Source organism: Streptomyces sp. NPDC006193, assembly GCF_040613915.1.
Lineage (GTDB): Bacteria > Actinomycetota > Actinomycetes > Streptomycetales > Streptomycetaceae > Streptomyces.
Genome location: NZ_JBEXTB010000030.1, coordinates 55,148 through 81,805, shown reverse-complemented (window position 1 = coordinate 81,805; position 26,658 = coordinate 55,148). Strand labels below are relative to the sequence as shown.

Genomic DNA, 26,658 nt, shown 5'->3' with positions numbered 1-26,658 from the left:
TGATTCCCTGCGAACGCTACCTTCCGCCCCGCCCCCCGTCCCCGGGGGCCCGTCCGGAGTGCCGGTATCGTTGCTGACGGTCGGCCGCTTCGTAGCCGGCCGGCCGCGCACCGCGCCCAGAACGGATCAGCCCCGGAGCACCGCCCCGGTCCGCTCGCCCGCCAGGGCGACCGCGGCGTCCCGCGCGGCCGACGCCTCGTCCACGGTCAGCGTCCGGTCGGCGGCCCGGAACCGCAGCGCGTACGCCAGCGACTTCTTCCCGTCGCCGAGCTGCTCGGCGTTCTCGTACACGTCGAACAGCCGGATGGACTCCAGCAGTTCACCCGCGCCCTCGCGCAGCGCGGCCTCCACCTCGGCGTGCGGCACGAACGCGTCCACGACCAGCGCGACGTCCTGCGTGGCGACCGGGAAGGCCGAGATACGCGGCCCCGTCACCGGTCCCGCGCCCGCCTCCTCCAGCGCGTCCAGGTCCAGCTCCATCGCGCAGGTGCGCGCGGGCAGGCCCAGGGCCTTCAGGACCCGCGGGTGCAGCTCGCCGGCGTACCCGACGGGCCGCTCCCCGCCGCCCGCGACGACCGCCAGCTCGGCGCAGCGGCCGGGGTGCCACGGCCCGTACTGGCCCTTGCGGACGATCAGCTCGGTGCCGGTCTCGCGGGCGATGATCCGCGCGGCCTCGACCGCGTCGGCCCAGTCGGCCGGGCGGCCCCTGCCCCACCAGCCGGCCTGCTCGCGGGCGCCCGCGAGGACGACGGCGGCGTGCCGGGGCTGGACGGGCAGCGCCTCGGTGAGGGAGGCGAGCTCCTCGTCGGTGGGACGCCGGTCCACGGGCAGGCGGACGGCGACCTTCAGCTCCTCGCGCGGGTGGAAGACCAGCCCGGTCTCGAAGAGCGCCAGATCGTGCGAGCCCCGCCCGTCGTTGCGCCGCAGGGCGGCCAGGAGGCCCGGCAGCAGCGTGGTGCGGAGGGCCGGCTCCTCGTCGGAGAGCGGGTTGACCAGCTTGACCACCCTGCGCAGCGGGTCGTCGGCCGCCAGACCGAGCTGGTCGAAGACCTGCTCGCCGAGGAAGGGGTAGTTCAGCGCCTCGACGTACCCGGCGCCGGCCAGCGCGCGCCCGACGCGGCGGTGCAGCCGCTGCCGCTCGGTCAGGCCGAGGCCCGCGGGGGGCTTGGGCAGCGTGGAGGGCAGGTTCTCGTAGCCCTCGAGGCGGATGACCTCTTCGGCGAGGTCGTTCGGGTCGGTGAGGTCGGGCCGCCAGGACGGGACGGTGACGATCAGCTCGTCCTGCCCGTACACGTCGCAGCCGATCTCCTGCAGGCGGCGGACGACGGTCTCGCGGCCGTACTCCACGCCCGCGACCTTGTCCGGGTGGTCCGCCGGGATGGTGATGGTGCGCGGCGCGGACGGCGCGACGACCTCGGTGACGCCGGCGTCGGCGGTGCCGCCCGCGAGGAGCACGAGCAGGTCGACGGTGCGCTGCGCCGCAGCGGCGGCGGCCTGCGGGTCGACGCCGCGCTCGAAGCGGCGGGCGGCCTCCGAGGAGAGCTTGTGCCGGCGGGCGGTGCGGGCGACGGAGAGGGCGTCGAAGTGCGCGGCCTCGATGACGACCTCGGTGGTGGTGCCCTCGGTGTCGTCGATCTCCGTGTGGGCGCCGCCCATGACACCGGCGAGGCCGATGGGCCCGCGGTCGTCGGTGATGACCAGGTCCTCGGCGTCGAGGGTGCGGGTCACGCCGTCGAGGGTGGTGAGCTTCTCCCCCGCCTCCGCGCGGCGCACGCCGATGGGGCCCTGGACGCGGCCGCGGTCGTAGGCGTGCAGGGGCTGGCCCAGCTCCAGCATCACGTAGTTGGTGACGTCCACCGCGAGGGAGATCGGGCGCATGCCGGCCTTCTGCAGGCGGCGCTGGAGCCAGATCGGGGAGCGTGCCTCGGGGTCGAGACCGGAGACGGTGCGGGCGGTGAAGCGGTCGCAGCCGAACGGGTCGGAGACCTGCACGGGGTAGCCGTAGGCGTTCGGCGCGGGCACGTCCAGCAGGGCGGGGTCGCGCAGCGGGAGGCCGTAGGCGATGGCGGTCTCGCGGGCGACGCCGCGCATCGACAGGCAGTAGCCGCGGTCCGGCGTGACGGCGATGTCCAGGACCTCGTCGACCAGCTCCAGCAGCTCGATGGCGTCGGTGCCGACCTCGTGCTCCGGCGGGAGCACGATGATGCCGTGGCTGCCGTCGTCGCCCATGCCCAGCTCGTCGGCGGAGCAGATCATGCCGTGCGAGACCTTGCCGTAGGTCTTGCGGGCGGAGATCGCGAAGCCGCCGGGCAGCACGGCGCCCGGCAGGACCACGACGACCTTGTCGCCGACGGAGAAGTTGCGGGCGCCGCAGACGATCTCCTGGGGCTCACCGGTGCCGTTGGCCTGACCGACGTCGACGGTGCAGAAGCGGATCGGCTTCTTGAAGCCCTCCAGCTCCTCGATGGTGAGCACCTGGCCGACGACGAGTGGCCCCTTGAGGTCGGCGCCGAGCTGCTCGACGGTCTCGACCTCGAGGCCGACCGAGATCAGCTTCTCCTGGACGTCGCGCCCGGTCTCCGTCGCCGGCAGGTCGACGTACTCCCGCAGCCAAGAAAGCGGGACCCGCATCAGATCTCCATCCCGAACGGCCGGGTGAACCGGACGTCACCCTCGACCATGTCTCGCATGTCTTCGACGTTGTGGCGGAACATCAGCATCCGCTCGATGCCGAACCCGAAGGCGAAGCCGCTGTACTTCTCCGGGTCGACGCCGCAGGCCGTGAGGACCCGCGGGTTGACCATGCCGCAGCCGCCCAGTTCGATCCAGCCCTCGCTGGAGCAGGTGCGGCAGGGCCGGTCGGGGTTGCCGACGGACTCGCCCTTGCACACGTAGCAGAGCATGTCCATCTCGGCGCTCGGCTCGGTGAAGGGGAAGTAGTTCGGGCGCAGCCGGGTCTTCATCTCCGGGCCGAAGAGCGACCGGACCATGTGGTCCAGGGTGCCCTTGAGGTCGGCCATGGTCAGGCCCTCGTCCACGGCCAGCAGCTCGATCTGGTGGAAGACCGGGGTGTGGGTGGCGTCCAGTTCGTCGGTGCGGTAGACGCGTCCCGGGCAGACGATGTAGACCGGCAGGTCGCGCGAGAGCAGGGCGCGGGCCTGGACGGGCGAGGTGTGGGTGCGCAGGATGACGCCGGACTCGCCGTGATCGCCCTTCGGGCCCTCGACGAAGAAGGTGTCCTGCATCTGCCGGGCCGGGTGGTCCGGCGTGAAGTTCAGGGCGTCGAAGTTGAACCACTCCGCCTCGACCTCGGGGCCCTCGGCGACCTCGTAGCCCATGGACACGAAGACGTCCGCGACCCGCTCCATCATGGTGGTGAGCGGGTGCCGGGCGCCGGCCGGGACGCGGTCGTAGGGCAGCGTGACGTCCACCGACTCCTCGACCAGGACGCGGGCGTCGCGCTCGGCCTCCAGTTCGGCCTGGCGGGCGGCGAGGGCCTTGTTCACGGCGCCGCGGGCCGTGCCGACGCGCTTGCCCGCCTCGGCCTTGGCGTGCGGGGGCAGAGCGCCGATCTCGCGGTTGGCGAGGGCCAGCGGGGAGGCGGGGCCGGTGTGGGCGACCTTTGCCTCGTGGAGCGCGTCGAGGGAGTCCGCGGCGGCGAAGGCGGCGAGCGCCTCGTCCCGCATGCGCTCGATCTCTTCCGGTTTCAACGCCTCGACCTCGACAGGGTCGTACGACTTATTGGGTGCCGACATCTCTTCCCGTGCTTCCGATTGGCTGGCGGATGGTCCCCGTCACCGACTGCTGGGCCGTTGCAGGACGCAAAGGTGCCAAAGGCCGAGTCTAACGGGGAGGTGGTGGGTGACTGCGCCCGTGGGCCACTAGGCGAGATACGCCGGGGCCGCCACGGGCAGGGTGAATCGGAACTCGGCGCCGCCGCCGGGGGCGCGGCCGACGGTGATGGTGCCGCCGTGGGCCTCGACGATGCCCTTGACGATGTACAGCCCGAGGCCCGTGCCGCCGCGCTTGCTGCCCCGCCAGAAGCGGGTGAAGACGCGGTTCATGGACTCCTCCGGGATGCCGGGCCCCTCGTCGCTGACCGTGACGGACGTGCCGGTTTCCTCGCCCTCGCGCGGGGATGCGGTGGGCGTGACGTCAATGGTGACGGTTCCCTCGCCGTGCCGCACGGCGTTTTCGATGAGGTTGCTGAGCACCTGGTCGATCTTGTCGGGGTCGGCCCACAGGGCGGGCAGCGGCTGCTCGATGCGCAGCAGGAACCGGTCGGCCCGCTGGCCGGCGGCGACGTAGGCCTGGATGTGCCGGGAGACGGCGGCCCCGATGTCCACCGGCTGCCGGCGCACCTCCAGGCGCCCGGAGTCGATGCGGGAGATGTCGAGCAGTTCGGCGATGAGGCGGGTGACGCGGTCGGCGTCGGCGTCGACGGTCTCCAGCATGAGCCGCTTCTGGTCGTCGGTGAAGCGCTCCCACTTGGCGAGGAGGGTGGCGGTGAAGCCCTTCACCGAGGTCAGCGGGGAGCGCAGCTCGTGGGCGACGGTGGCGATCAGCTCGGCGTGGCTGCGCTCGGTGCGGCGGCGGGCCTCGGTGTCCCGGAGCGACACGACGACCCGCCGCACCGGCCCCAGCGGCTGGTCGCGCACATAGCGTGCGGAGACGAGCACCTCGCGGCCGCCGGGCAGCAGCAGGTTGCGCTCGGGCTGCCGCACCCGGATGGCCAGCCCGCCGTAGGGGTCGGTGAGCTGCCACCAGCGGCGCCCTTCGAGGTCCTCCAGGGGCAGCGCCTCGTCCAGACGACGCCCGAGGGCGTCGGCGGGCCGGACGGCGGTGATGCGGGCGGCGGCGGCGTTGAAGCAGATCACTCGGCCGTGGGCGTCGGCGACCACGAGGCCGTCGGGGAGCTGGTCGGGGTGGATGCCGACGTCGCCGTGGCAGGGCGCGGACGTGTGCCGCGCGTCCCGTCCCTCCGGCGCGGTGCTCGTGCCGGCCACACTCATCCCCGTACCCCACCTCTCAGACGGCGCAGGGCCCCGAGCTGGTCACCCTACTAGCTCTCGGTGACCGACCGGCACCCTCCGCAGGCGCGCTGCGCACGGGCCGACGCGTAGAGACATACGGCGGCGGCCGTGGCGAGGTTCAGGCTCTCGGCCTTTCCGTGCAGGGGGACGCGCACCACGGCGTCGGCCAGGGCGCGGGTCTCCTCCGGCAGGCCCCAGGCCTCGTTGCCGAACACCCATGCGGTGGGGCCGCCCATGGTGCCCTTGTCCAGTTCCTCGTCCAGGTCGCGGTCGCCGGCGCCGTCGGCGGCGAGGACGCGCACCCCCGTGTCCCGCAGCCCGGCCACGGCCCGCTCGACGGGGACCCCGACGGCGACGGGCAGGTGGAACAGGGAGCCGACCGAGGCCCGTACGGCCTTGGGGTTGTACAGGTCGACGGAGGCGTCGGTGAGGACGACGGCCTCGGCGCCGGCGGCGTCGGCGCAGCGCAGCACGGTGCCGGCGTTGCCCGGGTCCCGCACGTGGGCGAGCACGGCGACGAGCCGGGGCCGGGCGGCGAGGATGTCCTCGAAGGGGGTGTCCAGGAACCGGCAGACACCGACCAGCCCCTGCGGGGTGACGGTGGTGGAGATGTCGGCGATGACCTCGTCGGAGGCGAGGTGCACCCGGGCGCCGGCCTCCCGGGCCTCCCCGACGATGTCGGCGTGGCGCTCGGCGGCCTCGACGGTGGCGAACAGCTCGACGAGGGTGGGGGCGCCGCCGACGCGGTGTCCCGCCGCCTCCCGCACGGCCTGCGGTCCCTCCGCGAGGAACAGCCGGTCCCTGCCCCGGACGTTCCGCTTGGCGAGCCGCCGTGCGGCGCTGACGCGGGCGGACCGGGGGGAGATCAGCTCGGGGCTGGCGGAGGGCATGCTCTTCTTCACCTTCGGGGAGGACGTTGAGGCACGGGAGGGGGCTCGCCCGCCCGCGGCGGCCGCGATGCCCCGGCGCCGGCGGCGCCGCGGGCCGAGGGGCGCGGGTGCCTGCGCGAGCGACCGCGGCGGCCGCCGGAACGAAGCGCGGCGGGCGCTCAACAGCAGGACCCGCAAGCCGTGAAGCCTGCGGGTCCTTCAGTCACGTCGGCTGGGCCGGCGGGCGTCACGCAGCCTTGGGGGCGTTGACGTCCGACGGCAGCGCCTTCTGCGCCACCTCGACGAGCGCGGCGAACGCGTTGGCGTCGTTGACCGCCAGCTCGGCCAGGATCTTGCGGTCGACCTCGACGTTCGCGGCCTTCAGACCCTGGATGAAGCGGTTGTAGGTGATGCCGTTGGCGCGGGCAGCGGCGTTGATGCGCTGGATCCACAGCTGACGGAAGTCGCCCTTGCGCTTCTTGCGGTCGTTGTAGTTGTAGACCAGCGAGTGGGTGACCTGCTCCTTGGCCTTGCGGTACAGGCGCGAACGCTGACCGCGGTAGCCGGAGGCCTGCTCGAGGATCGCCCGGCGCTTCTTGTGGGCGTTGACTGCCCGCTTGACGCGTGCCACTTGTTAACTCCTTGTAGCGGGGTCGTGGGGGGTGCTCACACGACCCGGAAACGACTGGGTCCCGGTCCTGGCGTACGGCGCTCGATGAGGGGTGAGCGCCGTGACGTCACTTGCCGAGAAGCTTCTTGATCTTCGCGGCGTCGCCCGGGGCCATCTCGGCGTTGCCGGTGAGGCGACGCGTGACGCGGGACGACTTGTGCTCGAGCAGGTGGCGCTTGCCGGCGCGCTCACGGAGCACCTTGCCGGAGCCGGTGACCTTGAAGCGCTTGCTGGCACCGCTGTGCGACTTGTTCTTCGGCATAGCGCCGTTATCTCCTCGTCGGTGGCGCTCCGGTGCCCGGTCGGAAAACCGGGCACGTGGAGCGTCGCTTCGTACTGACAGTTGCATCCTCGGGGACGTGCGTCCCCCGGGATCACGCCTCGGCGGGCTCCTCGGCGGACGCCTCGGCCTCGGCAGGGTTCTGCGAGCGACCGGGGTTGGCCTTCGCCTCCGCCTTGCGGGCCTCCTGTGCCTGGCGAGCCTCGGCCATGGCCTCGGTCTTCTTCTTGTGCGGACCGAGGACCATGATCATGTTGCGGCCGTCCTGCTTCGGGTTCGACTCCACGAAACCGAGGTCCTGGACGTCCTCCGCGAGACGCTGCAGCAGTCGGTAGCCCAGCTCGGGGCGGGACTGCTCGCGGCCGCGGAACATGATCGTGATCTTGACCTTGTCGCCCTGCTTGAGGAACCGGACGACGTGACCCTTCTTGGTGTCATAGTCGTGCGGGTCGATCTTCGGCCGGAGCTTCATCTCCTTGATGACCGTGTGCGCCTGGTTCTTGCGCGCCTCACGGGCCTTCATGGCCGACTCGTACTTGAACTTCCCGTAGTCCATGAGCTTGCACACGGGCGGACGGGCGTTCGCCGCGACCTCGACCAGGTCCAGGTCGTACTCCTGCGCAAGCTCCAGTGCCTTCGCGAGCGGCACGATGCCGACCTGCTCGCCACTGGGACCGACAAGTCGCACCTCGGGAACGCGAATCCGGTCGTTGATGCGGGGCTCGGCGCTGATGGATCCTCCTCGGTAGCACCACGCGGCGGTCTGGCGGACAGCCGCGTAACGTCTGTGTTCGTAAGACCTAACCGCGCCGAAGCAGAAAAAATGCCCCGGACGATCACAGGCGGGGCTCCAAGCACAACCGGAGCACCGCCGCGATGCCGCGGGGCGCGCTTTCGGGCGACTCCATCGTCCGTACGGAACGATGGCGGTCGCCTGACCGGGTGACCCGCCGTCCCGGAGGACGGTCAGGTGGGAGATCGGAGCTCCACTTGTGGGCCGGGCACATGGATGTCCGGCCGGTCGTCCTTCAGATTAGCAGGAGCGCTTGACAGGGGCCAATCGAGGAGCCCGCCGAGGGCTGATGAGGGGCGCCGGGCGCGACCGCCTATCGTGTGGGCCATGAGTGACACCCCTCCTGAGTCCCCCGACTTCGACGCGATGACCCGGGACATCGCCGAGGTCCCCGCCGTCGAGGTGATCGTGACGGTCGCCGTCAACCTGATGAGCGCCGCCGCAGTGAAGCTCGGGCTGAGCGAGGAGGGCGAGAAGTACAAGGACCTCGACGAGGCCCGCAAGCTGATCACCGCGCTCGCCGGCCTGCTGGACGCGAGCGCCACCGAGATCAGCTCCTTCCACGCGGCCCCGCTGCGCGACGGACTGAAGTCGCTGCAGCTGGCGTTCCGCGAGGCCTCCCTCGTGCCGGACGAGCCGGGCCAGGGACCGGGCGAGAAGTACACCGGTCCCGTCTACGGCTAGACCGCTCTCATCGGCGCACGTACAAGGGCTCGCCCGGGGGCGTGGTCCCGGCCGGCAGCACTGCCAGGTCGAGGCCGCGCACCAGGCGGGCCCTCAGCGTCTCGTCGGCGGCCAGCCGCCCGGCGACCGCGCGGGCGGCCTCCGCGGGCGCGGCGGCCGGGTCGAGGACCAGGGCGAGGGTGCCGTCGGCCCGGCCGGGTCCGAGGTGGGCCCGGAGCACGGCGGGTTCCGCCGCCACCGCCGTGCGGACGGCCTCGACGACGGCCGGGTCGGCGAGCGGGTCGGTGCTGGTGCGGCCTTCGGCGAGGGCGAGCAGCGCCGGTCCGGTCAGCTCGAACGGCACCGGTCCGGCGAGGTCGAGCACGACCGTGTCGGCCTTCTCGTGCGCGGCGGCCTGGAGCGCCTGGTGCAGGGGCACGGCGACCGGGCGGGCCTCGGGGTCCCAGCGGGCCAGGGAGTCGGTGGAGGTGAAGGCGGGCAGCGCGGTGCGGTCGCCGGCCTTCAGGGTGGGGACGGCCATGTCGCTGGTCTTCTCGCGGCGCAGCCCGTTCTCGTCCTCCTCCGTCTCGCCGAGCACGGCGACGACCGGGACGAGCAGGCGGGCGCCCTTGAGCGCCTCCAGGACGGGCCCGAGGGCGCTGCGGTCCTCGGCCCAGGCGGCGAGGGCGGCGCTCAGCCGGGGGTCGGCGGAGCCGTCGTCGTCGGAGAAGCCGGGGTCGGGAATGTTCTTGTTCGCCACGGTCCCGACCCTATAAGGGGGCAGGCCGGCGGGCCCGTACGGGGCGGGTGAGGCCGGGGGAACGCCCGTCCACGCCCGTCCGGCAGACGGCGCCGCCAGGGCCCGCCGGCCGCACGGACCGCTGCCGGGGGACCGGCCGGATCGGGCGAGCTGTCAGCGGGAGGGGCCGCGGCCCCTCCAGAGGAACACCCCCGCCGCCAGAAGGACGCCGCCCGCGCCTCCCGCCAGCAGGCCCGCCCAGCCGGAGGCGCTGCCGGCGCCGCGGGGGTCGTCCGGGCCCGGGCCGAAGTACTTCGCTCCGTACGCCGCCGGGCGCAGGTCCCTCGGCTTCAGGCGGGCCGCCGCTTCGAGGGCGGCCGCCGGGTCGATCATGCCGAAGCCGCGCGAGTCGTCGCGGCCGCCCACGGGGGCGTTGCTCGCGGTGTCCTCCAGCAGCTTCTTGATCTGGGCCGGGGCGAGGCCGGGGTGGGCGGACCTGATCAGGGCCGCCGCGCCGGAGACGAAGGCGGAGGCCGCGCTCGTGCCCCAGCCCTCGTAGTACCTGTGGTCGGGGTCGGCGATGACGACGTCGACGCCGGGCGCGCTGACCGCGGCGTACCAGCGGCGGGTGGAGAAGGGGGCGCGGGTGCCGTAGCGGTCGACGGCGGTGGCGGCGATGACGCCCGGGTAGGCGGCCGGGTAGGAGACGTGGTCGCCCTTGTCGCCGCCGTTGCCCGCGGAGGCCACGACGACCACGCCCTTCCTCAGGGCGTACTGCACCGCCTCGTCCTCGCCGGGCTCGGGATGCGCGGAGTCGGAGTCGTCGCCGAGGGAGAGGTTGATGACGTCGGCGCCGTGGTCGGCGGCCCAGCGGATGCCGTCGGCGAGCGCGTTGCCGCGGGTCGTGCGGGCCTTGCCGCGGGCGGGGTCGCCGTCCTCCAGGATCACCCGCACGGGCAGGATCCGGGCCTCCGGGGCGACGCCCATGACGCCGTCGGCGTTGCCGGGGCCGTGGCCGTGCCCGGCGATGATGCCGGCCATGGCGGTGCCGTGCCGGGCCCAGGTGCGGTCACCGGGTCCGGCGCCGAAGCCGATCATGTCCTTGGCGGGCAGGACGTTCCCGGCGAGGTCCGGGTGGCCGGCCTCCACACCGGTGTCCAGGACGGCGACGGTGACGCCCCGCCCCTGGGTGGTCCGCCAGGCCTCGTTCAGGTGGAGGGCGGACAGGCCCCACTGCTGGGCGCGGATGCCGTCGGCGCGGGCGGCGGTGGGCAGCAGGGCGAGGAAGCCGGCGAGCAGGACGCTCACCGCGGCCCGGGGGGCGGCCGCGCGGTGGCGGCGCGGCGGTCGTCGCGTCATGAGGGCTTCTCCGTGGCCGTGCCGACGGTCCTGCGCAGACGCCGTTCGATGCGGTCGGCGAGGCCCTGGGCCTCGTTGCCGAGGCCGGCCTGGGCCGGTGCCGCGGTGGCGCCGGAGCGGACGGCGTCCGCGGCGGGCTGGGGCGAGTCGACGGTGCGGCCGTCGGCCCAGCCGGAGACGGCGTAGGCGACGACGGGGGCGTCGGTGAGGACGGAGAGGGTCCAGGACGCGCGCTGCCGGTCGCCGAACTCCGCGGCGGCCGTGCCCCGGGCGGCGTACGGGCGGGGCATCAGGTCGGCGCGCCGGTCCAGGCGCTCGTCGCGGAAGCGGGCGGCGAGCGCGGACATGGCGGCCGGGTCGGCGTCGGTGAACAGCAGGCCGACGGTGGTGACGTGCGTCTCGGTGGCGTCGGTGTAGGTGGCGCGCAGCAGCCGCCGGCAGCCGACCGGGGCGAGGACCCGGCGCAGCAGCGGGTCGAAGGCGTGGGCGCAGCCGCTGTCGGGGGCGACGGCGATCCGGGTCCAGGTGCGGTCGGCGCCGCCGGGCCCGGCGCCGGATCCCTGGACGGTGGGCGGGAAGAGCTCGTCGACGGGGACGGTGTGCCAGAGCGTCCCGGCGGTGCTGAACGCGCTGCGGGCGGCCTCGTGCCCGTCGTCCCCGGTGAGCCAGCTCCCGGTGACGGCGCCGCTGAGGAGACCGACTCCGAGCACCAGGCAGGCGGCGGCAGCGGCGGTGCGCCGCCGCGCCGGGGACGCCGTCCGCTCGTCGAAGGTCTCCGGTGCGGCGAAGTGCACGGCGGGGCGGGCGGCCGGGGCGGCGCTCCAGTTGTGCGCGGGATCGGGCAGGGGGCTCGCGGGGTGGGCGGGCGCGGCCGGCGTCCAGGCGGGCGCCGGACGCGGCTGCGCCGCCGGCCCGCCCGTGGAGGACGCGTGGCCGGCAGGGTCGCCGTGCACGGCGGCGGCCGGCGCGGCGCCGGTACGGCGGTCGTCCGGTCCCGCGGGCGCGGTGGCGGGACGCCCCGGCGAGGACGACGCGGGGGCCGCCGGGGCCGGGGGGACCGGGCGCGGCCGGGCCGTCGCCCCGGAGCCCGTGTCCGCCGTCTTCGCAGAGGGCGCGGACCGGCGCGGCGGCGCGTCGGGCCGCGGCGGAGCCGCCGGAGCGGTCCCGGCGCGGCGCGGCGCGCGCCCGGTGCTCGGGGGCGCGTCGGGGAACCGGGCCGAGGCGGGCGGCGGAGGCGGGTCGGCCGGTTCGCCGCCCGCGGGCACGGCGGGGTGACGCAACGCGCGCCCCTGTCCGGCTCCGGTCCGGCCGGGCCGAGCGGCGTCCGCGACGCGGTGACCGGCGCCGCCCGCCCCGGAGGACGTGCCGCGCTCACCGCGCGGGGTGAACACCGAGGGCTCGTCGTCGGGATCGGCGTCCGGGGCCCGGCCGGCCGGGCCCGGCGGCGCGGAGCGCGTCGGCGGGCGCCGCGGCAGAGGCGGGGGCGCCGGGATCGCGCCCCGTGGTGCCGGCTCGGCGCCGGCGGGCTCCGCGGGCGGAGTGGAAGGGCGCCGCGGGACGGGGGCGTGCCGCGCTTCCGTGCTCATGCACCCCCCCGTTTCCTCGTGCCCGGGCCGTCTTCCGTACGCGGGCCGTCCTGCTGCTCGGCCGCGCCCGGTCCGAAGGAACCGTCCGGGCACGCATACCCGTACGGCCGGACCGGCATCCCGGTTCAGCGGGGCGCCGGATGCGTTCGGCCGCACGTGCGCGTCACTCTACGGGTTGGCGGGGCCCCGGACGGAACCGGTCGCCGGGGCCGGGGGTTTCCGCCCGTAACGTCCCCTACCCTGCGGTAATTCCGTCTGGCAGGCTTCCGTCATGACTGAGCGCGCCGCCGATCGGGCCCGTTACGACCGGGCCACCGCCCATCTCGACGCCCCGGTCGCGATCGTGGACCTGGACGCGTTCGACGCGAACGCCGCCGACCTGGTCCGCCGTGCAGCCGGCAAGCCGATCCGGGTCGCCAGCAAGTCGGTGCGCTGCCGGGCCCTGCTGGAGCGGGTCCTGGCCGGGGACGGCTTCCAGGGGGTCATGTCGTTCACCCTGGCGGAGTCGCTCTGGCTCGCGCGGTCCGGGTTCGCGGACGTGCTGCTGGCCTACCCGTCGGCCGACCGGGGCGGGTTCGCGGAGCTGACCGCGGACCCTGAGCTGGCCGCCGCCGTCACCGTGACGATCGACGATGCGGCGCACCTCGACCTCATCGACGCCGCCCGGGCCGGCGGGCGCGAAGTGGTGCGGGTCTGCCTGGAGTTGGACACCTCGCTGCGGTTGCTGGGCGGCCGGGTGCGGGTCGGGGCACGGCGCTCGCCCCTGCACTCCCCCGCTCAACTGGCCGGGCTGGCGCGGGCGGTGGCGCGGCGGCCGGGTTTCCGGCTGGTGGGGGTCATGGCCTACGAGGGGCACGTCGCGGGCGTCGGGGACGCGGTCGCCGGGCGGCCGCTTCGGTCGCGGGCGGTCCGGCTGATGCAGGCCGCCGCCCGGCGGGAGCTGGCCGAGCGGCGGGCCGCCGCGGTGCGGGCGGTGCGGGCCGTCGCCCCTGACCTGGAGTTCGTCAACGGCGGTGGCACCGGCAGCGTGCAGCACACCGCCGCCGAGGACGCGGTGACCGAGATAGCGGCCGGCTCGGGCCTGTACGTGCCGCGCCTGTTCGACTTCTACACGTCGTTCACCGGCCGGCCGGCCGCGCTCTTCGCCCAGCCGGTCGTCCGGCGGCCCGGCGTCGGCGTCGTCACGGTCCTCGGCGGCGGCTATCCGGCCTCCGGCGCCGCCGGCCCGGACCGGCTGCCGGTGCCGTACCTGCCGGAGGGGCTGGCGTACGACCCGCTGGAGGGTCCCGGCGAGGTGCAGACCCCGCTGCTGGGCGCGCCCGCCGACGATCTGCTCCTCGGTGACAAGGTGTGGTTCCGGCACGCGAAGGCGGGCGAGCTGTGCGAGCGGTTCGATGCGCTCCACCTGGTCGAGGGGGACGCGGTGACGGCGACCGTGCCGACCTACCGGGGTGAGGGCAGAACGTTCCTGTGAGGGCCGGCCGGCGGCCCGTGCGGCGGATGCGCCGGCGCCGGGCCGCCGGGGCCGCGGAACGCTCCGCGGGCCCGGCCGCCCCTACAGGGGTGTGACGTACGCGCCGGAGATCCCGCCGTCCACCAGGAAGTCGGTGGCGTTGACGAAGGAGGAGTCGTCGCTGGCCAGGAAGGCGACGGCGGCGGCGATCTCCTCGGGCTCGGCGAACCGGCCGAGCGGGATGTGCACCAGGCGGCGCGCGGCCCGTTCGGGGTCCTCGGCGAACAGCTCCCGCAGGAGGGGGGTGTCGACCGGACCGGGGCACAGGGCGTTGACCCGGATGCCCTCGCGGGCGAACTGCACGCCCAGTTCACGGGACATCGCGAGCACGCCTCCCTTGGAGGCCGTGTACGAGATCTGCGAGGTGGCGGCGCCCATCCGGGCCACGAAGGACGCGGTGTTGATGACGGAGCCCCTGCCCTGGCGGCGCATGTAGGGGATGGCCGCCTTGCAGCACAGGTAGACCGAGGTGAGGTTGACCTCCTGGACGCGTTTCCATGCCTCCAGTCCGGTCTCCAGGATGGAGTCGTCCTCGGGGGGCGAGATGCCGGCGTTGTTGAAGGCGACGTCGACGCTGCCGTAGGTGTCGTACGCCGTCCGGAACAGCGCCTCGACCTGCTCGGGGTCGGTGACGTCGGCCTTCACGAAGAGCCCGCCGGTCTCGTCGGCGGCGGCCTTGCCCCGGACCTCGTCCACGTCGGCGCAGACGACGTGGGCGCCCTCGGAGGCGAGCCGGCGGGCGGAGGCGAGTCCGATGCCGCTGCCGGCTCCGGTGACGACGGCGGTACGGCCGACCAGGCGGCGGCAGACGGTTTCCTCGGTCACTGTGCGGCACCTTCCGTGCTGATGAAGACGTTCTTGGTCGCGGTGAAGGCCGTCAGGGCGTCGGGGCCGAGCTCACGGCCGAGGCCGGACTGCTTGACGCCGCCGAACGGGGTCCAGTAGCGCACGCTGGAGTGGGAGTTGACGGACAGGTTGCCGGCGCGGACGGCCTGCGAGACGCGCAGGGCGCGGCCCACGTCCCGGGTCCAGATCGAGCCGGAGAGGCCGTAGGGGGTGTCGTTGGCGAGCCGGACGGCGTCCTCCTCGTCGGTGAAGGGGAGCAGGACGGCGACGGGGCCGAAGATCTCCTCGCGGGCGGCCCTGCCGTCGTGCGGCTCCCCGGTCAGGACGGTCGGCGGGAACCAGAAGCCCGGTCCGCCGGGTGCGCTGCCGCGCAGGGCGGGGGCGTCCTCGGGGACGTAGGACCGTACGCGCTCCAGCTGCTGCCGGGAGATCAGCGGGCCCATCTGCGTCTTCTCGTCGGCGGGGTCGCCCACCGTGACGGCGGCCAGCGCGCCGGCGAGGAACTCCCGGGCCTCCTCGAACACGGCCTCCTGCACCAGGATGCGGGTGCGGGCACAGCAGTCCTGGCCGGCGTTGTCCAGGAAGGAAGAGGGGTCGAGGGCCGCTTCGAGGTCGGCGTCGGCGAAGACGACGTTGGGGCTCTTGCCGCCGAGTTCCAGGGTGACCGGTTTGACCAGGCGGGCGCAGCGCTCCATGACCTCGCGGCCGGTGCGGGTGGAGCCGGTGAACACGATCTTGCCGACGTCCGGGTGGTCCACCAGGGCGCGGCCCGCGGTGCGGCCGTGGCCGGGCAGCACCTGCAGGACGTGCTCGGGCAGGCCCGCCTCCAGGGCGAGTGCGGCGAGCCGGAGGGCGGTGAGCGGGGTGGTCTCGGCGGGCTTGAGGACGACCGCGTTGCCCGCGGCGAGCGCCGGGAAGGACCCCCAGGCGGCGATCGGCATCGGGAAGTTCCAGGGGGCGATGACGCCGATCACGCCCAGGGGCTCCTGGAAGGTGACGTCCCAGCCGCCGGGGACCGGGATCTGCCTGCCGAGCAGCCGTTCGGCGCCGCCCGCCGCGTACAGCAGCAGGTCACGGGCGTTGCCGGCCTCCCAGCGGGCGGTGCCGACGGTGTGGCCGGCCTCCAGGACCTCCAGCCGGGCCAGTTCCTCGGTGTGGGCGTCGACGGCGTCGGCGAAGCGGCGCAGCAGCCGCACCCGGTCGGCGGGGGCGAGCGCCGCCCACCGGCTCTGGGCGCGCCGGGCCCGTGCGACGGCGGCGTCCACGTCCTCCGCGGTGGCGGCGGCGACGGTGGCGACGACCTCCTCGGTGGCGGGGTCGAGGACCTTCAGCTCGTGCGGGTCGGACACGTGATGACCTTTCGCGGGCGGCGGATCACAGGCTCGGCGGCGGCACACGGGGACGCGGACGCGCGGCGGCTCCCGGCCGCGGGGGGCGGGCCGGCGGCTTCCGGCCGCAGGGGGTGGCAGGCGGCTCGCGGGTGTGCGGGGGCGCCGCTCACAGGCGTTCGAAGGAGCGGCGCAGCTCCCAGTCGGTGACCGCGGCGTCGAAGGCCCTCAGTTCGACGCGCGCCATGTTGGCGTAGTGGGCGACGACCTCCTCGCCGAACGCCGCCCGGGCGATCTCGCTGTTCTCCCACAGGTCCGCGGCCTCGCGCAGGGTGGTCGGGACGTGCGCGTAACCGGCGGTGTAGGCGTTGCCGGAGCAGGGGTCGGGCAGTTCCAGTTTCCGCTCGACGCCGTGGAGGCCGGCCGCGACCAGCCCGGCGACGGCGAGGTGGGGGTTGACGTCGCCGCCGGGGAGGCGGTTCTCGAAGCGCAGGGAGCGGCCGCGGCCGACCACGCGCAGCGCGCAGGTGCGGTTGTCGTGGCCCCAGGCCACCGCGGTGGGGGCGAAGGAGCCCGGCTGGAACCGCTTGTAGGAGTTGATGTTGGGGGCGTAGAGCAGGCAGAAGTCGCGGAGGGCCGCCAGTTGCCCGGCGAGGAAGTGGCGCATGAGCGCGGACATGCCGCCGTCGCCGTCCCCTGCCATGGCGTTGGCGCCGTCGGCGTCGGCGAGCGAGAGGTGGATGTGGCAGGAGTTGCCCTCGCGCTCGTTGTACTTGGCCATGAAGGTGAGGGAGACGCCCTCCTGGGCGGCGATCTCCTTGGCGCCGGTCTTGTACAGCGCGTGCTGGTCGCAGGTGCGCAGGGCCTCGTCGTAGCGGAAGGCGATCTCGTGCTGGCCCGGGTTGCACTCGCCCTTGGCGGACTCGACGGTGAGGCCGGCGCCGGCCATCTCGTTGCGGATGCGGCGCAGCAGGGGCTCGATGCGTCCGGTGCCGAGGACGGAGTAGTCGACGTTGTACTGGTTGGCCGGGGTGAGGCCGCGGTAGTGCGCGTCCCACGCCTGCTCGTAGGTGTCCTTGAAGACGATGAACTCCAGCTCGGTGCCGACCTGGGCGGTGTGGCCGAGCCGGGCGAGCCGGTCGAGCTGGCGGCGCAGGATCTGGCGCGGGGCGGCGGCGACCGGGGAGCCGTCGTCCCAGGCGAGGTCGGCGATGAGCAGGGCGGTGCCGGGGTGCCAGGGGATGCGGCGCAGGGTGGACGGGTCGGGACGCATCGCGAAGTCCCCGTAGCCGCGGTCCCAGGAGGACATCGCGTAGCCGTCGACGGTGTTCATATCGGTGTCGACGGCGAGCAGGTAGTCGCAGCCCTCGGCGCCGTGGTGCAGGACCTCGTCGAGGAAGAAGCGGGCGGCGAACCGCTTGCCCTGCAGGCGCCCCTGCATGTCCGGGAAGGCCAGGACGACGGTGTCGATCTCGCCGCCGGCCACGAGGGCGTGCAGTTCCTCCACGCCGAGCGGGGGTGTGCGGTCTGCCACGGGAGAGCCTCCTTGGGCGCCTTCGCGCTTCTACGGCCGGACCGGGAGTCATAAGGTATGCCGGGGAACCATTGCCTGGGAAGGGGGTGCGGCCGGATGTCGCGGGAGACGGAGCGCCGGCCCGCCCCCGTGCGGGCGGCGGGCGACCGGCTGGCGCCGGTGCTGCGGCCGGTGCGGGCGGGCAACGGCTTCGAGGAGGCCCTGGAGCAGATCCTGCAGGTCGTCCGGCTCGGGCTGGTGCCGGGCGGCGAGCGGCTGCCGGCCGAGCGGGAGCTGGCGGCGCGGCTGGGGATCAGCCGGGTGACGCTGCGCGAGGTGCTGAAGGTGCTGCAGGACCAGGGGCTGGTGGAGGCGCGGCGCGGACGGTACGGCGGAACGTTCGTGCTGCCCCGGCCGGACGCGGGCGGCGAGGACGAGCTGCGGCGGCGGGTCGCCGAGGTCGACATCGAGGACGTGCTGCGCTTCCGTGAGGTGCTGGAGGTGGGGGCGGCGGGACTGTGCGCGGCGCACGGGCTGGCCGGAGGGCGGGCGGACCGGCTGCGCGAGGCGCTGGAGCGGACCCGGGAGGCGCCGCTCGCGGAGTACCGGCGGGCGGACACGCTGCTGCACCTGACCCTGGCCGAGCTGTGCGGATCCCCCTCGCTCACGGCGCAGTACGCGGCCGTCCGGGCTACGGTGAACGGTCTGCTGGACTGCATCCCGCTGCTGGTGCGCAATCTGGAGCACTCCCAGCGGCAGCACGCGGCGCTGGTGGAGGCGGTGCTGGCCGGGGACGCGGACGGGGCGCGGGAGACGATGCGCGAGCACTGCGCGGGCACGGCGGCCCTGCTGCGGGGTTTCCTGGCGTGAGCCGGCTCCGCAAAGGCTCGCGGGTGAACCATTGTGACCGAGGAGGGCAGCATGGGCGTACGGCCGCTGATCGGTGTGAGCACGTACCTGGAGGCCGGGGCGCGCTGGGGGGCCTGGGAGCTGGAGGCGGCGCTGCTGCCGGCCGGCTATCCGCGGCTGGTGCAGCGGGCCGGGGGGCTCGCGGCGATGTTGCCGCCGGACGCGTCGGAGCACGCGGCCGGTGCGGTGGCCCGGGTCGACGGGCTGGTGATCGCCGGCGGGCCCGACGTCGATCCCTCGCGCTACGGCGCCGAGCGCTCACCCCGCACGGGGCCGCCCGCGCCGGAACGGGACGCGTGGGAGCTGGCCCTGATCGACGCGGCGCTGGCGGCGGGCGTGCCGGTGCTCGGGATCTGCCGGGGCATGCAACTGCTGAACGTGGCCCTCGGCGGCACGCTGGTCCAGCACCTCGACGGGCACGCGGAGGTGGTGGGCGCGTTCGGCGGGCATCCGGTGAAGCCGGTGCCGGGGACGCTGTACGCCGGGATCGTCCCGGAGGAGCTGACCGTGCCGACGTACCACCACCAGGCGGTGGAGCGGCTCGGCGCCGGGCTGGTGCCGTCGGCCTACGCGGCGGACGGCACCGTGGAGGCCGTCGAGCTGCCGCCGGAGCGGGGGTGGGTGCTCGGGGTGCAGTGGCACCCGGAGATGGGTGAGGACCTGCGGGTGATGCGGGCGCTGGTGGCGGCGGCGTCCTGCCCCTGAGGGGGCCGCGGGCCGGCCGCTGCGGGGTGCGGTCGGCTCGGGGGCGGGTGCGGGTTCGGGTGCGGGTTCGGTGTGGCTGGGCGCGCAGTTCCCCGCGCCCCTGAGGGGACTGCTGTGCCGGTCGCTGCGAGGTGCCGTCGGCCCGGGGATCGGGTGCGGGTCCGGTGTGGCTGGGCGCGCAGTTCCCCGCGCCCCTGAGGGGACTGCTGTGCCGGTCGCTGCGAGGTGCCGTCGGCCCGGGGATCGGGTGCGGGTTCGGGTGCGGGTTCGGTGTGGCTGGGCGCGCAGTTCCCCGCGCCCCTGAGGGGACTGCTGTGCCGGTCGCTGCGGGGTGCCGTCGGCTCGGGGGCGGGTGCGGGTTTGCTGTGGCTGGGCGCGCAGTTCCCCGCGCCCCTGAGGGGAGCTGCTGCGCCGGTCGCTGCGAGGTGCCGTCGGCCCGGGCGCGGGTGCGGGTGCGGGTTTGCTGTGGCTGGGCGCGCAGTTCCCCGCGCCCCTGAGGGGACTGCTGCGCCGGTCGCTGCGAGATGCCGTCGGCCCGGGAGCGGGTGCGGGTCCGGTGTGGCTCGGCGCGCAGTTCCGCGCGGCGCTGGGGGCGGGGGGTCAGGTGCGGGTCAGGGAGAGCAGGTCCCGGGCCGGGCCCGTCGGGCGGTGGCCCTTCGGCCAGACCGCCCGCAGGTCGCGGCGCAGGCGGACGCCCTCCACCGGGATGCTGACCAGGCGTCGCATCGCGAGCTCCTCCCCCACCGCCAGCTCGCTCAGGACCGAGGGGCCCGCGCCGCTCACCGCCGACGCCTTCACCGCCGTCGTCGAGGACAGCTCCATCAACGGCCGGGCCGGCCCGCCGAGGGCCGCGTCGAGGACCTGTCGGGTGCCGGAGCCGCGCTCGCGCAGGATGAGGGGGGTGGCGGCGAGCTCCTCCGCCGTGAGGGGGCGTCGCCGGCGCGCCCACGGGTGGCCGGGGGCGGTGACGACCGTCAGGCGGTCCTGGGCGATCACCGCCGAGTCCAGGCCGGCCGGCACCGTCAGGCCCTCCACGAAGCCCAGGTCCGCCTCCCCGGCCAGCAGGAGTTCCGCGACCTTCGCCGAGTTGCCGGCGAGCAGGGACACGGCCGTGTCGGGCCGGCCGGCGTGCAGTGCGAGAAGCCAGCCGGGCAGCAGGTACTCGGCGATGGTCATGCTCGCGGCGACCCTCAGCCGCGAGTCCCGCCGGTCGCGCAGCGCCCGCGCGCCCGCGTCGAAGGCCGCCGCCGCCTCCACCACCCGGCGGGCCCAGTCCGTCACCAGGGCGCCCGCGTCGGTGAGCCGGGAGCCGCGCGGCGAGCGGTCGACCAGGGCGACGCCGAGCTGCCGTTCCATCGAGCGGATGCGGCTGCTGGCGGCCGGCTGGGTGATGCCGACCTCGCGTGCCGCCGCGCCCAGACTGCCCAGCCGCGCCACGGCGAGCAGCAGCTCCAGCGCGGCCAGGTCCGGCACCCGGTGCGCCAGCGACTCCGTGCGTCTGCTCTGCCCCTCCGCCTCGCTCATAAGACCAGCTTATGCCCTCATAGACGGGAACCGGCTGGTCAGGGCAGGCCGGGGGCACGACCGTGAAGGGCATGGTCACCGCAACCCCGTCCCCGTCCCTCCCGCTGTCCGCCCGGGTGCGGCACCTCGGCCCGAACTGGTACGCCGCCGTCATGGGCACCGCCGTCGTCGGCTCGGCCGGCGCCGCGCTGCCCGGGCCCGCGCACGGGCCGGGCGGTGTCCTCGCGGCCGTCTGGGCGCTGTCGCTGCTGCTGCTCATGACGCTGCTGGCCGCCCGGCTCCTGCACTGGCGCCGCCATCCCGACCAGGCACGCGCCCATCTCCTGGACCCGGCGGTGGCGCCGTTCCACGGCTGCCTGGCGATGGCGCTGCTCGCGGTGGGCGGCGGCGCACCGACCGCCGGGCGGGGCCTGATCGGCGCGCGGGCGGCGCTCGCCCTGGACGCCGTGCTGTTCACCGCCGGCACGGTGATCGGGCTCGGGGCGGCGGTGGCCGTCCCGTACCTGATGTCCGTGCGGCACCGCGCCGAGCCCGCCCGGGCCACGCCGGTGTGGCTGCTGCCGCTGGTCGCGCCCATGGTGTCGGCGGCGATCGGTCCGTCGCTGGTGCCGTGCCTGCCGCCGGGGCAGCCCCGGGAGACCCTGCTGCTGGGCTGCCTGGCGCTGTTCGGGCTGAGCCTGTGGGCCGTGCTGGTGACGCTGCCCGTGATCGTCGCGCGGCTGCTCGCCTCCGGGCCGCTGCCGCTCGCGCTCACCCCCACCCTGTTCCTGGTGCTCGGCCCGCTCGGGCAGTCCACCACCGCGGTCGCGCTGATCGCGGACGCCGCCGACGGGGTCGTGCCGGCCCCGTACGCGCGCGGTCTCACCGTCCTCGCCGTGCTGTACGGGGTGCCGGTCATGGGCTTCGCCCTGCTGTGGCTGGGCTTCGCGACCGCGCACGTGGTGCGGGCCCGGCGGCGGGGCATGGGGTTCGCGCTGACCTGGTGGGCGTTCACGTTCCCGGTGGGCACCTGCGTCACCGGCGCCGCGGCCCTCGCCCGGCACACCGGCCTCGCGGTGTACGAGGCGCTGGCGGCCGCGCTCTACGGCGTCCTCGTCGCGGCCTGGCTCACGGCGGCCTGCGGCACCGTGCGCGGCCTGCTCAGCGGCGCGCTGCTCGCAGGGCCACCGCCAGCACCCGCGGCGCCTCGGTCAGGGACGGCCCGTACCAGGTCAGGTGCCGCCCGCTGACCAGGGCGCAGGGCAGGCCGGGGAAGGCCTCCGGGCCGTCGCCGGCGGTGAACCGGTAGGGCTCGTCGGGCAGGACCACGAGGTCCGGGGCGGCCGCGCGCAGCTCGGCCGGCGGGACGCGGGGGTAGCGCTCGGGGTGGCGGGCGTGCACGTGGTCCACGCCGAGACGGGCGAGGACGTCACCGGCGAACGTGTCCCGGCCGAGGACGATCCAGGGACGGCGCCAGACCGGTACGACCGCGCTGCGGCGCTCGGCCGGCGCCGGCAGGGACGACCAGACCGCCTCCGCCTCCGCGAGCCAGGCGGGCCGGCCCGGCGCCCCGCAGGCGGTGAGCACCCGGTCCAGTTCGGTGAGGGCCTGCGGCACGGTCCGCACCTCGGTGACGAGGACGTCGAGCCCGGCCGCGCGCAGGGCGTCCAGGTCGGGGGCGCGGTTCTCCTCCTCGTTGGCGATCACCAGGTCGGGGGCGAGTGCCACGACGCGGTCGACGTCCGGGTTCTTGGTGCCGCCGACGCGGGTCACGGCCAGGTCCGCCGGATGGCTGCACCAGTCCGTGGCGCCGACGAGGACCCCGGGCAGCGTGACGGCGACGGCCTCCGTCAGCGACGGGACGAGCGAGACGACCCGCACGCTAGCGCGACCGGTCGTGGACGGCCTCGATGTGCTCGGCGACCGCCACGACGATGATCCGGGTGTCGGGGACCGTGGCCCGCCAGCGGTGCCGGACACCTCCGGTCAGGTACAGGGTGTCGCCGCGGCCGAGGCGGTAGGCGCGGCCCTCGGCCTCGATCTCCACCGCCCCGTCGGCGACGTACATCAGCTCGTCGTTGCGGTGCTGGAACTCGCGGCCCGCGTCGTGGTCGCCGGTGAACTCGGAGGCGTGCAGCTGGTGGTGGCCGCGCACCAGGGTCCGGGTCCGCGGGTCGAAGTCGCCCTCGGCGACGGGCTCGGCGCGCACCACGTCCACGCTGGCGGCCGGGTCCGCGGCGGCGAGCAGTTCGACCGCCGTCGTGCGCAGCGCGTCGGCCAGCTTCTCCAGGGAGGTGCGGCTCGGGCGGGCCCGGTCGTTCTCCACCTGGCTGAGGAAGGGCACCGACAGGCCGCTGCGCTCGGCCACGGCGGCGAGGGTCAGTTCCAGCGCGCGGCGGCGCCGCCGGACGGCCGCGCCCACCCGCACGGGCTGTTGCTCTTTGTGGTCGCCCATCGCTCCGGCTCCCTCCCTCGCTCGTCGTGCCGCTGTCCGGGTGCCCCTTTCGGGACCCACCGTCTCCGACGGCTTCTCTGCACCCTACGCATGTTCGGCGGACCGTTTCACGTGGCTGCCGCATCCCTGACGTGCCGGTGCCGCCCCACCCTGCCGGTTCGCGCCAGGATCCCGGGGACCGGGGCCGCCGCGGACCCCGGTCCCCCCGGAGGATGAATATGCCGACCAGCTGGGCCGGGGGCCCCTGCCCGGGCCGCCGGCCGTCACGGTCGGTGATTGGCCTGAACCGTCCCGTGCACGGAACCGGGCGGGCCCCGGTCCCGCCCGGCCGTGGGTGCCGGCGCCGTACGGCATGATGCGGGCGTGACCGGACGACTCATGCTCCTCGACACCGCCTCCCTGTACTTCCGCGCCTACTTCGGCGTCCCGGACTCGGTGAGGGCGCCGGACGGCACGCCGGTGAACGCCGTGCGCGGGCTGCTGGACTTCATCGACCGGCTGGTGCGGGACCACCGGCCTCAGCGGCTGGTGGCCTGCATGGACGCCGACTGGCGGCCGCAGTGGCGGGTGGACCTGATCCCCAGCTACAAGGCGCACCGGGTCGCCGAGGAGCACACGGGCGCACCGGACGAGGAGGAGGTGCCGGACACCCTCGCCCCGCAGGTGCCGGTCATCGAGGACGTGCTGGACGCGATCGGCATCGCGCGGGTCGGGGTCGCGGGGTACGAGGCGGACGACGTGATCGGCACGTTCGCGGCGCGCGCCGACGGGCCGGTGGACATCGTCACGGGCGACCGCGACCTGTACCAGCTGGTGGACGACGCGCGCGGGATCCGCGTGCTGTACCCGCTGAAGGGCGTCGGCACCCTGCAGCCGACCGACGAGTCGGTGTTGCGCGGGAAGTATGGCGTCGACGGCCGGGGGTACGCGGATCTCGCGCTGCTGCGCGGCGACCCGAGCGACGGCCTGCCGGGCGTGCCCGGCATCGGGGAGAAGACGGCCGCCAGGCTGCTCGCCGAATTCGGCGACCTGGCCGGGATCATGGCGGCGGTCGACGACCCGAGGGCGAAGCTCACGCCGTCGCAGCGCAGGCGGCTCACCGAGGCCCGGCCGTACCTCGCGGTCGCGCCGAAGGTGGTGCGGGTGGCCGGCGACGTGCCACTGCCGGAGGTCGACACCGCGCTGCCGCGCGCCCCGCGCGACCCGGCGGCACTGGAGGATCTGGCGCACCGGTGGGGGCTCGGCGGCTCCCTGCGGCGGCTGCTGACCACGCTCGCGGAGTGAGCCCGGCCGGAGCGGACCGGCCGTGACCCCATCGGCCCTCGAGGAAGGGGATGTTCACTCACGGCGGGTGATAACTTAGGTCTACCTAACCTTTCCTCGCAGGAGGCCGTGATGGCAGAGCGTCCGGGACGAAAGCCGCGCAAGACCCATACCGCCCGGGTGCTGCGCACGGAACGGCTGACCCCGCACATGCAGCGCGTGGTGCTCGGTGGCGAGGGCCTCGCCGATTTCGCCGCGGACACCTGCACCGACCACTATGTGAAGCTGCTGTTCGGCGCCGACGGCGTCACCTACCCGGAGCCGTTCGACCTGGAGCGCATCCGTGCCGAGTTCCCGCGCGAGCAGTGGCCGGTGACCCGGACGTACACCGTGCGCGCCTGGGATCCCGTCCACCGGGAGCTGACCCTGGACTTCGTCATCCACGGCGACGAGGGCCTGGCCGGGCCGTGGGCGACGCGGGTGCGGCCCGGCGAGACCGTGCGCTTCGCGGGCCCGGGCGGCGCGTACGCGCCCGACCCGGCGGCCGACTGGCATCTGCTCGCCGGTGACGAGAGCGCGCTTCCCGCGATCGCCCGCGCCCTGGAGACGCTGCCCGCCGGCGCCTGTGCGCACGCCTTCGTCGAGGTGTCCGGTCCCGAGGAGGAGCAGAAGATCGACACCCAGGTGCAGGTCGTCTGGCTGCACCGCGGGGACCGGCCGGTCGGCGAGGCGCTGCTGGAGGCGGTGCGCGGGCTGGAGTTCCCCGAGGGCCGGGTGCACGCCTTCGTGCACGGCGAGGCGGGCTTCGTGAAGGAGCTGCGCCGGCTGCTGCGCGTCGAGCGGCAGATCCCGCGCGAGGACCTGTCGATCTCCGGTTACTGGCGTCTCGGCCACAACGAGGACGGCTGGCAGGCGTCCAAGCGCGAGTGGAACGCCCGGATCGAGGCGGAGCAGGAGAGCGGCACGGCGGCGGCCGCCTGACGACCGCCCCCGGCCCCGCGCCGGTCCGGTCAGTCGCCCCGCACGCGCGCGTGCAGGTGCATGTCGTGCCAGCCGTCCGGGTGCAGCAGGGCACTGCGCCTGGTGCCCTCCAGGGAGAAGCCGGCCTTGGCGGCGACCCGGCAGGACGCCGGGTTGGCGACGGAGTGCATCAGCTCCAGCCGGTGGAAGCCGATCTCCTCGAAGGCCCAGCGGCTCAGGGCCGTGGTGGCCCGCACGGCGGTCCCCCGGCCGCGGGCCCGGGCCACCGTCCAGTACGCGACCTCGGCGACGCCGTCCCCGAGCAGGATCTGCCGCAGTCCGACCCGCCCCAGCAGCTCGTCCGTGGCCGCGTCCGCGACGGCCCACTGGGCGTTCCGCTCGTCCTCCCACCCCTTTTGCCACTGGGTGATCCAGTCGGCCGCCTCACCGACCGAGTCGCAGGACCTGACGTGCCACTGGTGCATCGCCGGGTCCTGGAACGCCGCGTGCACGGCGGGCGCGTCCTCGGCCCGCCACGGGCGCAGGACCAGGCCGTCGCCGGCGGGGAGGACGGGCTGGGGGCCGCGAGCCAAGGCGCCGGGGCGCAGGACCGGACGGATGAGAAACGGCATGATCCGCATCCTGCCGACTTCGCGGCCGGGCGGCCCACCCGTTTTCGGCCGCGGTCGGGATGTCCGGGCCGCGTACTCTTGACGCCGATGAGACGCCGCACCCCGCCCCCGCCCGCCCCGCTCCCCCAGCGGAACGGGGTCGATCCCGTACGGGTGCGGCTGCCCGTGGACGGCACGTGGGCGACCGTGCGGGAGCATCTGGTGGAGCGGCTCGGCGGCGCGGGGCCCGGCGTGGTCGCGTCCATGTTCGACGCGGGGCTGGTGGTCGACGCCGACGGGAGGGCCGTGGCGCCGGACGCGCCGTACCGGCCGGGGATGTTCGTGTGGTTCCACCGCGAGCTGCCCGCCGAGGCGCCGGTGCCGTTCCCGGTGGAGGTGGTGTACCGGGACGAGCACATCGTGGTGGCCGACAAGCCGCACTTCCTGGCCACGACCCCGCGCGGCGCGCATGTCGCCGAGACCGCGCTGGCCCGGCTCCGGCGCGAACTGGGCATCCCCACGCTGACGGCGGCGCACCGGCTGGACCGGCTCACCGCGGGGCTGGTGCTGTTCACGGTCCGGCCCGGGGAACGCGGCGCGTACCAGACGCTGTTCCGCGACCGGCGGGTGCACAAGGAGTACGAGGCCGTCGCCCCGTACGATCCCTCGCTCGCCCTGCCCCGCACCGTCCGCAGCAGGATCGTGAAGGAGCGCGGGGTGCCGGCCGCCCGGGAGGTGGCGGGCGAGCCGAACGCCGAGACGTACGTGGAACTGGCCGGGCGCCGCGACGCACTGGGCCGGTACCGGCTCGTCCCGGCGACCGGGCAGACCCATCAGCTCCGGGTGCACCTGAGCGCGCTCGGCGTGCCCATCCTCGGCGACCCGCTGTATCCCGAGGTGACCGCCCCGGCGCCGGCCGGCGACTTCCGCCGCCCGCTGCAACTGCTCGCGCGGGTCCTGCGGTTCACCGACCCGATCACCGGCACGGAGCACACGTTCACCAGCGACCGCGACCTCCTCGCCTGGACGTCGTACCCCGACTGGGCGGCAGAGCCCTGAC

25 protein-coding genes are annotated in these 26,658 nt (G+C 75.0%); 8 read left to right on the top strand and 17 right to left on the bottom strand.

Annotated elements, in window-relative coordinates; all coding sequences use genetic code 11:
* Window positions 1-126: 126 nt before the first annotated feature.
* The 7 genes from pheT to infC all read right to left on the bottom strand — a co-directional run bounded on the left by pheT (window position 127) and on the right by infC (window position 7,585).
* On the bottom strand, window positions 127-2,631 hold the full coding sequence (gene pheT, locus ABZ261_RS24065) for a phenylalanine--tRNA ligase subunit beta (RefSeq protein ID WP_356862423.1): 2,505 nt from the start codon (window positions 2,629-2,631) through the stop codon (window positions 127-129).
* Window positions 2,631-3,755 carry a phenylalanine--tRNA ligase subunit alpha gene (gene pheS / locus ABZ261_RS24060; protein WP_356862421.1) on the bottom strand — a complete coding sequence of 375 codons (1,125 nt, stop codon included), beginning with the start codon at window positions 3,753-3,755 and terminating at the stop codon, window positions 2,631-2,633. The genes pheT and pheS overlap by 1 nt, the downstream gene beginning before the upstream one ends.
* Window positions 3,756-3,881: 126 nt before the next feature.
* On the bottom strand, window positions 3,882-5,012 hold the full coding sequence (locus tag ABZ261_RS24055; protein WP_356862419.1) for an ATP-binding protein: 1,131 nt from the start codon (window positions 5,010-5,012) through the stop codon (window positions 3,882-3,884).
* Between the two features lie 50 nt (window positions 5,013-5,062).
* Window positions 5,063-5,923: an RNA methyltransferase gene (locus ABZ261_RS24050; protein WP_356862417.1), complete on the bottom strand. Its 861-nt coding sequence runs from the start codon at window positions 5,921-5,923 to the stop codon at window positions 5,063-5,065.
* Window positions 5,924-6,149: 226 nt separating this feature from the next.
* Window positions 6,150-6,533, bottom strand: coding sequence for a 50S ribosomal protein L20 (rplT, locus tag ABZ261_RS24045; protein ID WP_006141703.1), 384 nt, complete (start codon window positions 6,531-6,533; stop codon window positions 6,150-6,152).
* Window positions 6,534-6,639: 106 nt separating this feature from the next.
* Complete coding sequence (gene rpmI / locus ABZ261_RS24040; protein ID WP_004933563.1) at window positions 6,640-6,834, bottom strand: 50S ribosomal protein L35; 195 nt, start codon at window positions 6,832-6,834, stop codon at window positions 6,640-6,642.
* 112 nt (window positions 6,835-6,946) lie between these two features.
* A complete protein-coding gene (infC, locus tag ABZ261_RS24035; RefSeq protein ID WP_229854162.1) occupies window positions 6,947-7,585 on the bottom strand; it encodes a translation initiation factor IF-3 in 639 nt (212 codons plus the stop codon).
* A 387-nt stretch (window positions 7,586-7,972) separates the two neighbouring features.
* Here infC and ABZ261_RS24030 point away from each other — a divergent pair, with 387 nt between their 5' ends.
* A complete protein-coding gene (locus ABZ261_RS24030) occupies window positions 7,973-8,329 on the top strand; it encodes a DUF1844 domain-containing protein (RefSeq protein ID WP_356862415.1) in 357 nt (118 codons plus the stop codon).
* A gap of 7 nt (window positions 8,330-8,336) precedes the next feature.
* On the opposite strand, the gene ABZ261_RS24025 is transcribed toward ABZ261_RS24030, so the two are convergent.
* The 3 genes from ABZ261_RS24025 to ABZ261_RS24015 form a co-directional block, all read right to left on the bottom strand.
* Window positions 8,337-9,068, bottom strand: coding sequence for an SseB family protein (locus ABZ261_RS24025; RefSeq protein ID WP_356862413.1), 732 nt, complete (start codon window positions 9,066-9,068; stop codon window positions 8,337-8,339).
* A gap of 153 nt (window positions 9,069-9,221) precedes the next feature.
* The gene (gene mycP / locus ABZ261_RS24020; RefSeq protein WP_356862411.1) at window positions 9,222-10,406 is read right to left on the bottom strand and encodes a type VII secretion-associated serine protease mycosin; all 1,185 of its coding nucleotides are present in this window, start codon (window positions 10,404-10,406) and stop codon (window positions 9,222-9,224) included.
* Entirely contained in the window at window positions 10,403-11,671 is a 1,269-nt protein-coding gene (locus tag ABZ261_RS24015) for a hypothetical protein (protein WP_356862429.1), read from the bottom strand. Before ABZ261_RS24015 ends, mycP begins: the two co-directional genes overlap by 4 nt.
* Window positions 11,672-12,263: 592 nt before the next feature.
* On the opposite strand from ABZ261_RS24015, the gene ABZ261_RS24010 reads away from it, so the two are divergent.
* Complete coding sequence (locus ABZ261_RS24010) at window positions 12,264-13,466, top strand: amino acid deaminase/aldolase (RefSeq protein WP_356862409.1); 1,203 nt, start codon at window positions 12,264-12,266, stop codon at window positions 13,464-13,466.
* A gap of 81 nt (window positions 13,467-13,547) precedes the next feature.
* Here the strand turns inward: ABZ261_RS24010 and ABZ261_RS24005 are convergent, their stop codons facing one another.
* From ABZ261_RS24005 to ABZ261_RS23995, 3 genes are all read right to left on the bottom strand, one after another.
* Window positions 13,548-14,330, bottom strand: coding sequence for a 3-oxoacyl-ACP reductase (locus ABZ261_RS24005; RefSeq protein WP_356862407.1), 783 nt, complete (start codon window positions 14,328-14,330; stop codon window positions 13,548-13,550).
* A complete protein-coding gene (locus tag ABZ261_RS24000) occupies window positions 14,327-15,700 on the bottom strand; it encodes an aldehyde dehydrogenase family protein (RefSeq protein ID WP_356862405.1) in 1,374 nt (457 codons plus the stop codon). The genes ABZ261_RS24005 and ABZ261_RS24000 overlap by 4 nt, the downstream gene beginning before the upstream one ends.
* A gap of 148 nt (window positions 15,701-15,848) precedes the next feature.
* Window positions 15,849-17,213, bottom strand: coding sequence for a glutamine synthetase family protein (locus ABZ261_RS23995; RefSeq protein WP_356862403.1), 1,365 nt, complete (start codon window positions 17,211-17,213; stop codon window positions 15,849-15,851).
* 96 nt (window positions 17,214-17,309) lie between these two features.
* On the opposite strand from ABZ261_RS23995, the gene ABZ261_RS23990 reads away from it, so the two are divergent.
* Together ABZ261_RS23990 and ABZ261_RS23985 are read left to right on the top strand one after the other, a co-directional pair.
* Window positions 17,310-18,062, top strand: a complete 753-nt coding sequence (locus tag ABZ261_RS23990; RefSeq protein ID WP_356862401.1) for an FCD domain-containing protein — start codon at window positions 17,310-17,312, stop codon at window positions 18,060-18,062.
* A 51-nt stretch (window positions 18,063-18,113) separates the two neighbouring features.
* Window positions 18,114-18,806: a gamma-glutamyl-gamma-aminobutyrate hydrolase family protein gene (locus tag ABZ261_RS23985; protein WP_356862399.1), complete on the top strand. Its 693-nt coding sequence runs from the start codon at window positions 18,114-18,116 to the stop codon at window positions 18,804-18,806.
* Between the two features lie 600 nt (window positions 18,807-19,406).
* Here the strand turns inward: ABZ261_RS23985 and ABZ261_RS23980 are convergent.
* Window positions 19,407-20,330 (bottom strand): LysR family transcriptional regulator, encoded by a 924-nt coding sequence (locus tag ABZ261_RS23980; protein WP_356862397.1) that lies wholly within the window; start codon window positions 20,328-20,330, stop codon window positions 19,407-19,409.
* A 71-nt stretch (window positions 20,331-20,401) separates the two neighbouring features.
* On the opposite strand from ABZ261_RS23980, the gene ABZ261_RS23975 reads away from it, so the two are divergent.
* Window positions 20,402-21,559: a TDT family transporter gene (locus tag ABZ261_RS23975; RefSeq protein WP_356862395.1), complete on the top strand. Its 1,158-nt coding sequence runs from the start codon at window positions 20,402-20,404 to the stop codon at window positions 21,557-21,559.
* Here ABZ261_RS23975 and ABZ261_RS23970 read toward each other — a convergent pair.
* Together ABZ261_RS23970 and ABZ261_RS23965 are read right to left on the bottom strand one after the other, a co-directional pair.
* Window positions 21,471-22,190: a helical backbone metal receptor gene (locus ABZ261_RS23970; RefSeq protein ID WP_356862393.1), complete on the bottom strand. Its 720-nt coding sequence runs from the start codon at window positions 22,188-22,190 to the stop codon at window positions 21,471-21,473. The two genes, ABZ261_RS23975 and ABZ261_RS23970, sit on opposite strands and share 89 nt — an antisense overlap.
* A 1-nt stretch (window position 22,191) precedes the next feature.
* The gene (locus tag ABZ261_RS23965) at window positions 22,192-22,764 is read right to left on the bottom strand and encodes an XRE family transcriptional regulator (protein WP_356862391.1); all 573 of its coding nucleotides are present in this window, start codon (window positions 22,762-22,764) and stop codon (window positions 22,192-22,194) included.
* A 378-nt stretch (window positions 22,765-23,142) separates the two neighbouring features.
* Between ABZ261_RS23965 and ABZ261_RS23960 the strand changes: the two genes are divergently transcribed.
* Both ABZ261_RS23960 and ABZ261_RS23955 read left to right on the top strand, forming a co-directional pair.
* Window positions 23,143-24,048 carry a 5'-3' exonuclease gene (locus ABZ261_RS23960; protein ID WP_356862427.1) on the top strand — a complete coding sequence of 302 codons (906 nt, stop codon included), beginning with the start codon at window positions 23,143-23,145 and terminating at the stop codon, window positions 24,046-24,048.
* A gap of 111 nt (window positions 24,049-24,159) precedes the next feature.
* Window positions 24,160-25,008, top strand: coding sequence for a siderophore-interacting protein (locus ABZ261_RS23955; protein ID WP_356862389.1), 849 nt, complete (start codon window positions 24,160-24,162; stop codon window positions 25,006-25,008).
* A gap of 29 nt (window positions 25,009-25,037) precedes the next feature.
* Here ABZ261_RS23955 and ABZ261_RS23950 read toward each other — a convergent pair whose 3' ends face one another.
* A complete protein-coding gene (locus ABZ261_RS23950; protein WP_356862387.1) occupies window positions 25,038-25,619 on the bottom strand; it encodes a GNAT family N-acetyltransferase in 582 nt (193 codons plus the stop codon).
* An 87-nt stretch (window positions 25,620-25,706) separates the two neighbouring features.
* On the opposite strand from ABZ261_RS23950, the gene ABZ261_RS23945 reads away from it, so the two are divergent.
* Window positions 25,707-26,657, top strand: a complete 951-nt coding sequence (locus ABZ261_RS23945) for an RluA family pseudouridine synthase (RefSeq protein WP_356862385.1) — start codon at window positions 25,707-25,709, stop codon at window positions 26,655-26,657.
* Window position 26,658 lies beyond the last annotated feature (1 nt).